The organism is Micrococcus sp. Mcc28 (genome assembly GCF_024519775.1).
GTDB classification, from domain to species: domain Bacteria; phylum Actinomycetota; class Actinomycetes; order Actinomycetales; family Micrococcaceae; genus Micrococcus; species Micrococcus luteus.
The window spans coordinates 1-13,567 of the sequence record NZ_JALJRH010000008.1; the positions used below are offsets into that span (position 1 = coordinate 1).

Consider the following 13,567-nt stretch of genomic DNA (forward strand, 5'->3'; position numbering starts at 1 on the left):
AGGTCGAACGGTACAACCGGCTGATGGTCGATGAGGTCCTCTACGCCCGCCCGTATACCTCAGAGACAGCTCGGCGTGAGGCGCTGGCCGTGTGGGTGAACCACTACAACTACCATCGGCCTCATACCTCCTGCGGGGACGCCCCTCCGGCCTCGTTGGCACCGGCCCGAGTCAACAACGTCATGCCCTCCTACAACTAGTGAGGTGAGGGGACGAGAGCCGCATCTCCAAATGACTGCTCGGCCAGGGAGCGGAGGTCGCGCGCCAGGCCGAGCACGAGCGCCGGGTCTGACCTGTAGAGCTCCACAAAGGCGGGGTCCTGAACTGCTCCCTGCTTGAGACCGTGCGCTCCGCCGGTGTAGTGCCAGATGAGGTTGGACACCTTCATCTTGACGGCATTCGGATTTCGAAAGTTGCCCGGCAGGCTAAGTCCTGGATGGAAGGGGCCCTGGGCGAGTAGACAAGACAGGCCGACGACTGAGGGTGTCCCCTCACTCGGGTTGGCCTACTCCAGGTGATGAGCAAGTCCGAGAGCGAGCAGAGTCTCACCTGCGGTCCAGGGCAGTGTGGCCACCGTCCTCGTCCTTCCGAAGGCTTCATGAGTTCCGGTCATCCTCTGACACGCGATGTCCCCGTGGAAGGGGCCAAGCGGGCGCCGCGTGTGAACACGGTGCCCTCCAGGCTGCCGAAACGGCAGAATCGCGCTAAGCTGCAGTATGCCGCGCGCGCTTCCCAGCAGGTCGGCGGCGAAGAGCGATAGAGGTTGCATGGAAACGTTCAAGATGGGGGAGTTCTTCTCCGGGCCCGGAGGCATGGCACTCGGCGCCCACCAGGCAGTCGAGAGGGACCCTGAACTGCGGGACAGGATGTCTCTCCAGCACGCGTGGGCTGTCGACATTGACGAGTCATCCTGTCTTACGTACCGACGCAACATTCCCGGTGCGACGCTGAAGTCTGTCAAAGTCGGTGACGCGAGAGTCGCTGCCGAGAACATCGACTCCTTCGGTGACATTGACGGATTCGCCTTCGGTTTTCCCTGCAACGACTTCAGCCTTGTCGGTGAGCACAAGGGGCTCGACGGTGATTTCGGCGGCCTCTACAAGACCGGTGTCAGGGTTCTCGAGGCCAAGCGGCCCAAGTGGTTCGTCGCCGAGAACGTGGGCGGCATTCGAAGCGCGAACGGCGGTCGCGCGTTCCAGGTGATTCTGGAGGAGCTCAAGGACGCCGGATATCGGATCACTCCGCACCTCTACCGGTTCGAACAGTACGGCGTTCCCCAGGCGCGGCATCGCGTTCTCGTCGTGGGGGTTCGCGAGGATCTCGACGTCGAGTACGCCGTGCCAGCCCCCACTCACGGACCCGGGACGGGATATGCCTTCGTCACGTCAGGAGAAGTCGTCGCGGCGCCAATGGACGCATCCGTCACGAACAATGAGCGCACCCGCCAGTCCAGACAAGTGGTCGAGCGCCTGGAGCTCATCGATCCGGGCGAGAATGCGTTCAATGCGAAGCGCATGACAGACCAGGCTCGGCTCAATGTCCGTGGCGCCACGATCAGCCAGATCTACCGACGTCTCGACCCGGCCAAGCCTTCGTACACCGTGACGGGGTCCGGTGGCGGTGGCACTCACGTTTACCACTGGGATGAACCCCGGGCCCTCACCAATCGTGAGCGTGCACGCCTCCAGACATTCCCTGACACCTTCCACTTCGAGGGGAGGCGGGACTCCATCCGAAAGCAGGTCGGCATGGCAGTTCCCCCGCTGGGAGCGCAGGCCGTCTTCACGGCGCTGTTCAGGAGCCTGCTGGGGATTCCCTATGAGAGCATTGCTCCGACTCTGACGACTGCACGCGACAGCTCCTCGCCCCAGCGGCTGTTCTGAGACGCGATCCCTGCATCCACCTGGAGGACCAGCACATGACTGACAACTCGGCAATGAAGGATCTGCTCGCCCGCCAGGTGGTGAACCGGATGAAGCGTGGCCGGACCATGGAGGAGGCAGTGGAGTCACTGCTGGATGACTCTGACGATGAGATGGTCATAGCCCTACGTGAACTGTTGCATGATCATCGGGTTAAGACTGACAAGTGGGCCGAGCGCATCCGTGTCCGGATTGATCCCACAGGCGGTGCAATTGCGGTGGATTCGGACAACAATGAGCGCTCTCATCGTTCCTGGTATCTGCCGTCGGTAGGCCCGCGCTGGTCCCAGCTTCGTGAGAAGATGCTCAGCACGGGTCTGGCAGAAGCGATCCCCTCGATCGACCGCTCGAGCGATCAGATCGTGTCGCAACTCGCCGAGCCGTACTCGATGCAGCGCCGTCGGGGCCTGGTCATAGGAAATGTCCAGTCCGGCAAGACGGCGAACTACGCGGCTGTCGCGGCTAAGGCCCTGGATGCGAACTACAAGTTTGTGCTCGTCTTCTCCGGCACCTACAACAACCTCCGAGCGCAGACCCAGAAGCGCATTACGAGGGACCTGGGTGTGGAGGAGAATGCCCAGCAGTGGATCACTTTGACCACGACCCAGACTGATCTTCAGGCCGCCAGCTGGGTCAACGCCGCGTCGACTGTGTCCAGCCTTCTGGACGGAGACCGCACGATGATCGCGGTGATGAAGAAGCAGACCTCTCGGCTCGACCATCTGCTGAAGTTCCTTGACCAGATCGACGAGCAGACACTCCGTAGGCTTCCGATCCTCATCGTCGACGACGAATCCGATCAGGCGACCCCGGACAGCTCGCCGAATCCGGAGGATGACCCGACGAAGATCAATGCCAAGTTGCGTCGCGTGTGGTCGAAGGTTCGGAACGGAACGTACGTCGGCTACACGGCCACTCCCTTTGCGAACGTGCTCATGGACCCTCAGGATGCTGCCGATCCTGACGACCCCTCGGCTGGATCCCTCGAGAGCCTCTATCCGCGGGACTTTCTCGCGGTCATGCCGACACCCAAGAACTACTTCGGGGCGGAGACCCTCTTCGGAATCCGCGATGGCTTCCTCGACGGGGAGGAATCCGAGGGACTCGACGTTATTCGCCGTATCCCGCGCGAGGAATGGAGCGATCTGGGTCCCCAGCGGCAGAAGGACGCCGCCGATTTCGTTCCGACGGTGACCAGTTCCCTCGGTGATGCCATCCGGTGGTTCATCGTGGCGAGCGCCATCCGTCGTCTGCGCGGCCAGAAGGACAAGCATTCGTCGATGCTCGTCCACACCACGGAGCGCACGGATCCGCACTTCGCCATGCAGGAGGCGATCAACGATTTCCTAGATCCCATGAAGGAGCGAGCACGAGAAGGCGATGTCTCCGAGTTCCGTGCGATCTTCAACGAGGAGGAGGACCGTGTCGCGGAGCTCTACACCGGAGACGGCCCTGCGCCGACCTGGCCGGCTATCCAGGGTGAGATCCTGAACGTGCTTCGCGTGCTGCGCGTCGTCGTCGACAACGGCAAGGAGGCTCACGCTGATCGGCTGGTGTACGACGACGAGCACCCGTCCACGGTGATCGTTATCGGTGGCGGAACCCTCTCCCGAGGTCTGACACTTGAGGGGCTCTTCGTCTCCTTCTTCACCCGTAGCTCCAAGGCCTACGACACCCTCCTGCAGATGGGCCGCTGGTTCGGCTACCGGCCAGGATACGAGGACCTGCAACGGATCTGGCTGGCGGAGGGCTTGGACTCCGACTATCAGTTCCTTGCTCAGGTGGAGGCCGAGGTGCGTCGAGAGATCACCGAGATGGCGAGCCAGGGAAAGACTCCCGGCGAGATCGGGCTCAAGATCCGCCGGCATCCCGGCCGTCTTGAGGTGACGGCTCCCGCCAAGATGAAGCACGCTCGCCAGATCGAGTACACGTTTCAGGGCCGGAACAAGCAGACGATTCTGTTCGACTTCGCGACGTCGGGTCTGCAGAAGACGAACACCCGTATCGCTGTCGACTTCCTTCACCGCATCTCCGACCATGCCGTGACATCGGCGCCCGGTCAGGGGTCGAGGCTCTACAAGGGTGTTAGCTTCGAACATGTTCAGGAGTTCTTTGAGAAGTTCGCCATGCACCCCAAACACCAGGAGGAGCACAAGCGGGCTCTCGACTGGGCTGCGAAGAAGCTTCCGGAGAAGTCTTGGCGGGTCGTGCTGGCGGCCGGTGGCGGGGAACAGGTGCTCGCGGAGCAGGGCCTTCAGGTGAAGGCGGTGCGGCGCGCGCCAATCAAGGACCCCGAAGAGGGGTCGGTCAACATCCGAGCGCTCATGTCCGGCAACGACCGAATCGCGGACCTGGCGACTGAGGGCAGCCCGCTTGCAGAAGACGCTGGTAACGGTGATGAGCAGAGCGCCGCTCGGTTGCGCCCGAAGAATGAGGGAGGTGCGAACGGAGAAGGCCTGCTGATCCTCTATCCGATCTCGCGCATGTCGCGAGCTCGGTCCGGTGCGAAGGACCGCGAGGATATGCAGGAAGTGCTTAAGAAGATCGACCCCGCCCTGGCCGAAGTCGATATGAACGAACCCTTCTTCGGCTACGCGATGGTCCTCCCCTCGGATACGGAGGGCCTGCTCACGCATGACGGGGACTTCCTCGCGGTCGAGATCCCCGCAGCTGATGAGGAGGAGCCTGAGAATGACCCGAATGCGTGAGGCGTTCGCGCGTGTGGCGAATGAGCCCAGTGTATGGAGCGCTTCCGAGTTCCACGTCGTCGAAGTACAGGGACGGCCGGTCGGCCGTCGCGTGTGGGTGGGGAAGGACCAGCTGAGCACGCCGACCGCCTTCTTCGAGTCCGGGGACGACCGGCTTCTCAACATTGAAGTGAGCCAGGCAATTCGTCTTGCGTCGGCGACGATTCAGAATGAGCTCGGAGATGCGCTGAGAGCAGTGCAGATCCGGTGCCTCGAACCCCGGCTCGAGGGGGTGTTCCACACGTTCCTCGAGGACGTCATTGCCAGCGTGGATGCGGGCGGGACTGTCTATGACGCACTCGCTAGCACGGTGCGCGAATGGCGCCGACTGCTGATGATCGCCCGCGAGGGGATCAGCGAGCAGGCGCTGAAGGGCCTCTATGGGGAGCTCAGCATCCTCCGCCAGATCGTTGCGGTTCATGGCGCCTCGGCGTTGACCCTATGGGAAGGCCCGGAGCGGGGCCGGCATGATTTCGTGGGCGACGTGGTCAGCATGGAGGTGAAGACCGCCGCACTCCAGAACCGCCAGGCCGTCACGATTCACGGTCTTCGTCAGCTGGAGCCCTCGGAAGGTTCTGATCTCTACCTCGCCGTCACTGAGGTGGATCCCCACCCGCGCGGAGAGCGGCTCTCCGACCTGGTCGAGGAGATCGTCGACGCAGGAGTCGACGAGTCTGGTATGCGCAAACGGCTGGCGGCCTTGGGATACGTCGTCGACATGCCGGGAACGGAGGACCATCGGTTCAAGCTGGTCTCCACGAAGTACTGGCATATCACGGAGAGCACCCCGGTGCTACGGCGCTCCGTCCTGCCCGAGGCTGTCGTCAACGCTGTCTCGGACCTCAGCTACTCACTGGACCTGTCCGCCCTGGGGGACGGCTTCAGCGAGGAGTTCGACTTCACCAGAATCGCTCGAGAGGAGGCCTGACTTGGTGGCTGAGGTTCGACTGCGCCGCTACTCCAAGCCTCGTGGGCCGGGTGACCAGACCAGCGGAGGCCGCGGCAAACTTCTGAACACCCAGGGTCATCTCACCCGCCTGGACGTCCTTGTTCGGGAGACTCTGCAGAACTCATGGGACGCGGCAGATCATGAGAACTGGTTCCCCGCCTACGGCGCCAGCATCCGCCGCGCGGACACCTCTGTCCGGGAGATTCTCTCCACGCAAATCTTCACGGAGATCACTGAGGATCTGAAGCTGGGAAAGTTGCAGGCTGCGCTGACCTCTCCCGACCTCCATGTGGTGGAGATCTTCGACCGTGGGACCACCGGCTTGAACGGGCCCGTCAGGTCAGGCGAAGCCGCCCCACCCGGACAGCCGAACAACTTCAACGCCTTCGTCTTCGACATCGGGACCACGAAGCCCCAGGGGGGCGGCTCTGGAGGGACCTACGGCTTCGGCAAGACGGCGACCTTTGAGGCGTCGGCAGCCCACGCCGTTGTCTACTGGACCCGGTGCGAACGAGGCGACGGGACTCTCGAGGACAGGCTCATCGCCTCGGCTCTCCACGATGAGTTCGACATCGGTGGCAAGCGGTACACGGGAGCCCACTGGTGGGGAGACATGGACCAGGAGGAGATCCTCCCCTTGCGCGGTGACCACGCCAAATTCCTGGGCGAGGCGCTGTTCGAGACGCATTTCGGCGAGGAGGAGACGGGGACGTCGATCCTCGTCCTCGCTCCTACCGTGCTCACTCACCGGGACGGAGACGTGGACGAGTGGGTCCCGGTGGGCACGGACGAGCAGTGCGACATGCTCGGGCAACAGATGCTCGATGCGCTGGTGGCGAGTGCCTGGCCCAAGGTGGTGCCATACGGTGACGGGGATGCCCCCATGATCGTCCAGTTCTCCGTACGTGGTGAGGAGGTCGACATCGCCACTGTCGTCGAGGAGCGTCTTCCCGTGTATGCGCACGGCCTCGCCGCCATCCGATCTGCTCAGCTCGGAGAAGACGCCGCCTCTCCCTGGGCTGTCCCGGTCGGCATCCGAGAGGAGGCAGTGACTCCGATCCGTCTGAACCCCAAGGCCTCTGCCGGCTACCCGATTGAGGACTACTTCGGCGGGCGGGATGATCGGACGGCAGGACACCTCTACATGGCGAAGGTTCTAAGGGACCCGCTGGCCTCCGATGAGGAGGCACGCAAGCGGGACAGCCTTTCCGTGATGCGTTCCGAGACGGAGATCGTGGTCAATTACACTCCGATGCCCGTCGACGAAGGTGAGATGTACGAGTGGTTCGGCGTTTTCAAGCCGACTCCGGAGTGCGATCGGCATTTCGCTGCATCAGAGCCGGCGACGCATGACGCCTGGAATGTCTCGATCCCGGACAACCCCGTGGCGGTCTACGTCGTAGGCCACACGATGCAGAACGTAGCCTCCAAGGTGCGCGGCTTTGTCCGCAAGGACTCGGCGAAGAAGATCCGGGGAGAGGTCCGGTCCGCGCGCGTGCTTTCCCGTGCCCTCAACTCATTCGTGCCGACGGGCTCGGACACCTCCCCTTCGGGACTTCCCGCCCCGAGTTCTCCCGGAAGCATGTCGAGCTCGGAAGACACGACTGCACAGGGGGACCACGCGGGTGGATCCTCGTCCGGCGGACGTCGAAGGCCAGGCAACCAGGGTAACGCCACGGTGCAACTTCGAGGCAGCCGGCAGCTCCCAGGTGGAGCCTGGGAGATTGACTTCGAAGTGCAGAACGAGAAGGGACGCGAGCGAATCGTGGAGGCAGTGGTCAAGGCGCGTGAGTGGGGCGGTGCGGTGGAGATGGACGCGTCGAATGTTGACGTGGAGTGGGCCCTGGGTACTGAACGTCGTTCGGGGCCTAGCATCACGATCACAGGACCGACTGAGGGGTCGGTGAAGATCACGCCCCACTTCACCGCGGCGATGACCTTCGACCTCGTCGTGGGCAGGGGGGCTTGATGGCGCCGTTGTTCCTCTCACCGTTTCCCCGTCTGGACCCGAGCTCCGCCTCGTGGCAGCGGTGGGCGGTCGACTGCGATGGTCGCGATGTCTCTCTCCAGGATCTCGCGGAGCATTGCGATGCAAACTCTTCTCTCACATTTCTGATCGACGTGAGTGTTGATGCTGACGCGCTGGAGGCACTCGAATCACCGGGGTCTCCTGTGCTCGTGGTTTCTGTGACCTGCTCGGCGACGGCGTTCATCCTCACACACCGAACACCGTTGACGCGGAGCGGCGACCGTTTCGTCGCGCGTGGAGAGCTACGTCTTGATGCACATGAGGTCACGGCTCAGCTCGATTTGGCGGCCACGATCGTGGCGCCGGTTGCTGACCAGCCCTGGCTCAGAGACCGGATCGTGGCGGAGGCCAAAACGGAGAAGGTCTCGCTGGAACCGAGTCAGCCCGGCTTCCCGGTAAGCGTGGTGTCGTTCAGGAACGAGTCCTGGCAAGCGGCCCCGTGGCGCTTCGACCTCTACGCTGCGGGTCTCGAGGACGGATTCAGGTCGTCGATGCGCCTCTATGTGAACGAGGACTATCCCCAGGCGATCGACCTGCTCGACGGGACAGCACCACGCATTTCTATGGCACTGCTTGAGGCTGACATCGCACGCCAGCTGATCGCCGCCGCCCATCGCCTCAGTCGGGATCTTGCGGAGAGCGGGTCCGATGCGTCTCTGAGCGGTGATGTGGACGCGGTGGCCGAGGAAAACCCTGAGTCCATCGCCGCTGCCGCGGCTCGGATCGCGGCTCGGTTCTTCCAACGTTCACTGCGGGAGGTGTGTGGAATCTACCGAGATGAGCCCGAGTACTTCGAGTACCTCTTGATGTCCGCGACTCACTTGCTGGAGGGAGACGCATGAATCAGTACACGCTCATGCCGCGACTGTCGCCGACAGCTGCACGCCAGCAGCGCATCTTCCTGTGGGAGAGCGACGGGGTGATGGAATTCGACCGTGGGGTGGTTGAGGATGCCGTGGCGGCTCCTGATGCCTTCCCCTCCACCGGCGGAGCCCCTGCCACAGTGGACGAGCTGCTGCGGTTGCGTGAGGCCCTGCTCGAAGAAGTCTCTGTCGCGCCGCAGTCGAGCATGGCGGACTTCGATCTGGCTCTCGGCCGCGCCCTCTTCACAATGTCCTCTGGACAACGCGCGGAGTTCGCTCATCCACAGGTCTGGGACTTCCTAGCTCTCGCCCTGCTCCCCGACCTGGCAACGCGTCGAATTCGCTCGTCCCAGACAGCGCCGAGTCGTAAGTCGTTCCAAGATCGCCTCATCGGTGGCAACCGGCGGCATGTGATGGAGAGGCTTTGGAAGCGGTGGGTGTTGTTCGGCCCCGAGATTGTGGAGTCCCGCCGTCCCTCGGAGGACCTCTACGCTGCCATTCTCGAGAGACCCTCCTTATGGAGAAACCCGGCCGTTGCTCGAATCGTGATGGAGAAGTTCCTTGCTGAGGGGACTGCCAGAGGAGAGAAGACGGGGGAAGGCTATCGGCAGCTCATCATGCCGATTCGAGCCGCTACAGGTTTCGCTGATCTGACGACAAGTGACGTGGATTGTCTGCGCTCTGTCGTGGACCACCAGTATCAGGAGGCATCAGAACCGCGGGGCCGTGATGTGAGAGGCGCGAAGTCATCCACCATGGCTGTTGATGCGGTCGCGAGCGAGTCCCTGGCTCCGGTGGAATTTGCTCCTGAGTCGGCGCCGCAGCCCACTGCCCGTCGCCGGCCCACGCTTCGGCGTCTCTTCGGAGGGAGATGACGAGCGGAGGTTCCGAAGGCACCTCTTGGGCTTCCTCTCCGGTGGCGCGCGCGACGATGCGCGGGAACAGGGCCCGAGACACCAAGCCCGAGCTCGCCGTCCGTCGCCGGCTCCACGCAGCCGGCCTGCGCTACCGTGTCAACGCTCGGCCGGAGAAGGACCTGCGCCGCACCGTGGATATCCTGTTCCGGCCCGCTCGTGTGGTCGTGCTCATCGACGGCTGCTACTGGCACGGCTGTCCGGAACACTACATCGCTCCGAAGGCCAACGGCGGCTACTGGTCGGACAAGGTCGCCACCAATCGCACTCGCGACGCGGAGACCACCCGGGTACTGACCGAGCGAGGATGGCTCGTCCTCCGCTTCTGGGAGCACGAGGACCCGGCCGTCGTCGCGGAGCGCATTGTCGCCGTCGTCAACGAACGGAGGCCCCGGCGAACTACCGGGGCCTCCTGAGCGGGCCGCGGCCCACGCGCGGCCCGCTCCCACTTCTCGAACGAAAACGCCCCGGGGCCGCCCGTTTCGTCAACGAAAGCGCCCGCCCGCCCGCGCCGCCCCCGTCACCGCTTCCGGTACAGCCCCTTCTTCTGGAACTTCGGCTCGCTCGTCACGAGCATCCCCAGGGACCGGAAGATGCCCTCGTCCACGGAGCCGAGGATCGTCGTCGTGTGCACGTCGCAGCCCTCGAGGCTGGCCAGCTGCTCGACGGCCGCCTTCGCGTTCTCGTCGGTCGCCGCGGACACGGAGAGCGCGATCAGCACCTCGTCCGTGTGCAGCCGCGGGTTCTTGGAGCCCAGGTGCACGGTCTTGAGCGTCTGGATCGGCTCGATCGAGGCGGGGGAGAGCAGGTGCACGTCGTCCTCGATGCCGGCCAGCACCTTGAGGGCGTTGAGCAGCACCGCGGCGGAGCAGCCCAGCAGCTCCGAGGTCTTGCCGGTCACCAGGGTGCCGTCCGCCAGCTGCACGGCCGCGCCGGGCTCGCCGGTGCGCTCGGCCACCAGCTGCGCGGCACCCACCACCGGGCGGTCCTCCGAGCTCAGGCCGAGCTTGGACATCACCAGGGCCACGCGCTCGGACTCGGTGTCGTCCGCGCCCTCCAGGGCCTCATTGACCTGAGCCTTGTAGTAGCGCCGGATGATCTCCTGCTTCGCGGCCTCCTGGCACACCTCGTCGTCCACGATCGCCGCGCCGGCCATGTTCACGCCCATGTCCGTGGGGGACTTGTACGGGGTGGTGCCCGTGACCTTCTCCAGCAGCGCGGACAGCAGCGGGAACACCTCGACGTCGCGGTTATAGCTGGTCACCCGCTCGCCGTACTCGGCCAGGTGGAACGGGTCGATCAGGTTGATGTCGTCCAGGTCCACGGTGGCGGCCTCGTAGGCGGCGTTCACCGGGTGCTCGAGCGGCAGGTTCCAGATGGGGAACGTCTCGAACTTCGCGTAGCCGGCCGGGATGCCCCGCTGCCGATCGTTGTACACCTGGCTCAGGCACGTCGCCAGCTTGCCGGAGCCCGGGCCGGGGGCCGTCACGACGACGAGGTCCCGCGTGGTCTCGGACCACTCGTTGGCGCCGAAGCCCTGCTCCGAGACGATCGTGGACATGGCGTGCGGGTAGCCGGGGATCACGCGGTGGCGGGCCACCTTCAGGCCGAGGCGCTCGAGCTTCTCGAGGAACGCCAGAGCGCGGTGGTTGGCGTCCTCCAGCTGCGTGACCACCACGTGCTCCACCAGGAACCCGCGCTCGCGGAACACGTCCACGAGGCGCAGGACGTCGTCCTCGTACGTGATGCCCAGGTCCGCGCGGACCTTGTTCCGCTCGAGGTCCTTGGCGTTGAAGCACACCAGGATCTCGGTCTCGTCCTTGATGCGGTCCAGCATCGCGATCTTGTTGTCCGGGGTGAAGCCGGGCAGGACGCGGGAGGCGTGCAGGTCGTCGAAGAGCTTGCCGCCCATCTCCAGGTACAGCTTCCCGCCGATCTGGCGGCGGCGTTCCTGGATGTGCTGGGACTGGAGCTCGATGTACTTCGCGCGGTCGAATCCGACGCGGTGGAGGGGGCCGGAGGCCGCGGCCTCCGTGGTGGTGCTGGCAGGGCGGGCGGTCTCATGCGTGCCGGTCATGGACTCTCAGCATAGACCTGTCCGCGGGGCGCGTGGCCCCGGCTGGGAGTCGCACCCACCACATCCCTCAGTCCCGCTGGTCCTCCGGGTCGTCCGCGATCCAGTCGTGCTCGGGGTCGTCGAAGCTGCGTGTGCGCCCGGTGCGCAGGTCAGTGACGTCCATGACGCCGGTGCCGCGGTCCAGGCGCACCTGCTGGTGTGAGGCGGGGTCGACGACGGTGATCGTCTGGGTCTGCGGATCGTAGTCGTCCACCCGCACCTGGTCCTCGTACTCCTGCCGCGGGCCGTAGGACTCGTGCGTGTCGTCGTCGGGGAAGGCGGGGGCGCCGGGGGCGCGCAGCCGGCGCTCGAGGGTGCGCTCCACCCGGCGGGCGGCCGCCTCCTGCGCCTGCGTGGCCAGGCGCCGCAGACGCGCGAGGGACTCCTTGTCCTGGGAGATCTCCGCGCCGAAGAACCGCCACTGGTAGCGGTAGGCGATCATCCGCACCGCGAAGATCAGGAACGCGATGAGGAAGCCGGTGAACGTGTTGAGCGCGCCGTTCATCGCCACCACGGTCGCCAGCACCGCGCCCAGGAACGTGGGGAGCACGTACACGCCGCGGGGGTCGAAGATGGACGGCACCTCGTTGGCGACGATGTCCCGCAGCACGCCGCCGCCCAGCGCCGTGACCATCGCGATCACCACCGTGGACACCGGGTGCACGCCCATCGAGTGCGCCAGCAGGACGCCGGACACCGTGAACAGGGCGAGCCCGGCGGCGTCGAACAGGGTGATGGTCAGGTTCAGCCGATTCGGGTGGATCAGCTTGACGTACACGAGCAGGGAGACGAGCACCGGCGGGGCCAGGTAGACCGGGTTCTCCAGGGACGCGGGCAGGCCGCGGTCCAGCAGGATGTCCCGGGTGAAGCCGCCGCCCAGCCCGGCCAGCAGGGACAGCGCCATCGAGCCAACAAGGTCGAACTGCTTGCGGGCCGCCAGCAGCGCCCCCGAGGTGGCGAAGAAGAAGATCCCGATCAGGTCCAGGGTCGTGAGCAGCCACGGGACGTCGGTGAGGGTGGCGAAGAACTGCTGCACGTCCACGGCGGCTCCTTCCGTCGAGTCCGGGGTTCACCGGCCATTGTCCCGTGCGGCCCGCGCGGTGGCTCGTTTGTTCACCCGGGTGTCCCCGGGGGGACGTCCTCGCCTGCCCCCGGCGTCTCCTCGTTCGCCGGGGGGCCGTCCTCGCCGGGGTCGGCGGGCGGGCCGTCCCTGCCCTTGCGGTCGCGGATGTCCGGCACGGGCGGCTCGTCGTGCGGATCCAGGCGCTGGCGCTGGGTCTTCCCCGAGATCTCGGCCCCCGGGGCGAGCCACTCCCTGCGCAGGGACACCACGCGCAGCACGAGCACGAGCACCATCACCGCCGCCGAGGTCAGCGGGTTCAGGAGCTCCGCCTGGCCGAGGGCCGCCGTCGTGCCCGCGCCGAGGATGGCCGGCAGCGCGTACCAGCCGCGCCCGCCGAACACGGCGGGCGGTTCCCCAGCGACGACGTCGCGCAGGATGCCGCCGCCGACGGCGGTCACCAGGCCCAGCACTGCGGCGGCGACCGGGCTCAGGCCGGCGAGTAGGGCGATGCGCGTGCCCACCACGCAGTACACGGCCAGGCCGATGGCGTCGAAGGCCATGACGGCGTGGTGGCCGCGCTCGCCGTCGAAGATGCGGAGGAACACCGCCAGGGACGCGACCGCCGGCAGGATCAGGTACCAGGGGTTGTCGAAGGCCGCGGGCACGTCCCGGCCGACCACGAGGTCACGGACGACGCCGCCGCCCGTGCCCACCATGAGGGCCAGCAGAAGGGAGCCGACGATGTCGTAGCCCTTGCGCACGGCGAGGACGGCGCCCGAGATCGCGAAGAAGAACACGCCCACGAGGTCCACGGCGGTGATCGCCGCGGTGATCGCGTCGGCGAGCTCGCCGTGCGCGTCGATCGGCTCGGGCACGTCCCGTTCGAGTTCGGCGGGGTCCTTGGGGGCGGCGGACAGCAGCCACACGGGGAGAGACGGAAGCAGCACCCGCCCATCGTCCCCTG

General features: G+C 65.5%; 11 protein-coding genes. 8 read left to right on the forward strand and 3 right to left on the reverse strand.

What is annotated here, in order from left to right:
* From NR073_RS05705 to NR073_RS05740, 8 genes are all read left to right on the forward strand, one after another.
* Window positions 1-200 (forward strand): integrase core domain-containing protein (locus NR073_RS05705; RefSeq protein WP_256748677.1); only part of this gene is annotated, 200 nt, incomplete at its 5' end.
* A gap of 567 nt (window positions 201-767) precedes the next feature.
* Window positions 768-1,883 (forward strand): DNA cytosine methyltransferase, encoded by a 1,116-nt coding sequence (locus NR073_RS05710; RefSeq protein WP_230278228.1) that lies wholly within the window; start codon window positions 768-770, stop codon window positions 1,881-1,883.
* Window positions 1,884-1,918: 35 nt separating this feature from the next.
* Window positions 1,919-4,630 (forward strand): Z1 domain-containing protein, encoded by a 2,712-nt coding sequence (locus NR073_RS05715; RefSeq protein WP_230278227.1) that lies wholly within the window; start codon window positions 1,919-1,921, stop codon window positions 4,628-4,630.
* Window positions 4,623-5,597: a PD-(D/E)XK motif protein gene (locus tag NR073_RS05720; protein ID WP_206495985.1), complete on the forward strand. Its 975-nt coding sequence runs from the start codon at window positions 4,623-4,625 to the stop codon at window positions 5,595-5,597. Before NR073_RS05715 ends, NR073_RS05720 begins: the two co-directional genes overlap by 8 nt.
* Before the next feature lie 4 nt (window positions 5,598-5,601).
* Complete coding sequence (locus NR073_RS05725) at window positions 5,602-7,587, forward strand: hypothetical protein (protein WP_230278226.1); 1,986 nt, start codon at window positions 5,602-5,604, stop codon at window positions 7,585-7,587.
* Complete coding sequence (locus NR073_RS05730; protein ID WP_230278225.1) at window positions 7,587-8,489, forward strand: hypothetical protein; 903 nt, start codon at window positions 7,587-7,589, stop codon at window positions 8,487-8,489. Before NR073_RS05725 ends, NR073_RS05730 begins: the two co-directional genes overlap by 1 nt.
* The gene (locus tag NR073_RS05735) at window positions 8,486-9,385 is read left to right on the forward strand and encodes a hypothetical protein (RefSeq protein ID WP_230278224.1); all 900 of its coding nucleotides are present in this window, start codon (window positions 8,486-8,488) and stop codon (window positions 9,383-9,385) included. Before NR073_RS05730 ends, NR073_RS05735 begins: the two co-directional genes overlap by 4 nt.
* 56 nt (window positions 9,386-9,441) lie before the next feature.
* Window positions 9,442-9,840 (forward strand): very short patch repair endonuclease, encoded by a 399-nt coding sequence (locus NR073_RS05740; protein ID WP_230278223.1) that lies wholly within the window; start codon window positions 9,442-9,444, stop codon window positions 9,838-9,840.
* Between the two features lie 104 nt (window positions 9,841-9,944).
* Here NR073_RS05740 and NR073_RS05745 read toward each other — a convergent pair whose 3' ends face one another.
* The 3 genes from NR073_RS05745 to NR073_RS05755 all read right to left on the reverse strand — a co-directional run bounded on the left by NR073_RS05745 (window position 9,945) and on the right by NR073_RS05755 (window position 13,550).
* Complete coding sequence (locus tag NR073_RS05745) at window positions 9,945-11,501, reverse strand: DUF1846 domain-containing protein (protein ID WP_002858124.1); 1,557 nt, start codon at window positions 11,499-11,501, stop codon at window positions 9,945-9,947.
* A gap of 67 nt (window positions 11,502-11,568) precedes the next feature.
* Window positions 11,569-12,582 (reverse strand): trimeric intracellular cation channel family protein, encoded by a 1,014-nt coding sequence (locus NR073_RS05750; protein WP_230278222.1) that lies wholly within the window; start codon window positions 12,580-12,582, stop codon window positions 11,569-11,571.
* A gap of 71 nt (window positions 12,583-12,653) precedes the next feature.
* Complete coding sequence (locus NR073_RS05755; protein ID WP_326847854.1) at window positions 12,654-13,550, reverse strand: trimeric intracellular cation channel family protein; 897 nt, start codon at window positions 13,548-13,550, stop codon at window positions 12,654-12,656.
* Between the last annotated feature and the right edge of the window lie 17 nt (window positions 13,551-13,567).

Coding starts and splice junctions, on each gene's coding strand:
- NR073_RS05745 (WP_002858124.1), bottom strand. CDS start 11,501: ATGACCGGCACGCATGAGACCGCCCGCCCTGCCAGCACCACCACGGAG.
- NR073_RS05735 (WP_230278224.1), top strand. CDS start 8,486: ATGAATCAGTACACGCTCATGCCGCGACTGTCGCCGACAGCTGCACGC.
- NR073_RS05720 (WP_206495985.1), top strand. CDS start 4,623: ATGCGTGAGGCGTTCGCGCGTGTGGCGAATGAGCCCAGTGTATGGAGC.
- NR073_RS05740 (WP_230278223.1), top strand. CDS start 9,442: ATGCGCGGGAACAGGGCCCGAGACACCAAGCCCGAGCTCGCCGTCCGT.
- NR073_RS05710 (WP_230278228.1), top strand. CDS start 768: ATGGAAACGTTCAAGATGGGGGAGTTCTTCTCCGGGCCCGGAGGCATG.
- NR073_RS05715 (WP_230278227.1), top strand. CDS start 1,919: ATGACTGACAACTCGGCAATGAAGGATCTGCTCGCCCGCCAGGTGGTG.
- NR073_RS05730 (WP_230278225.1), top strand. CDS start 7,587: ATGGCGCCGTTGTTCCTCTCACCGTTTCCCCGTCTGGACCCGAGCTCC.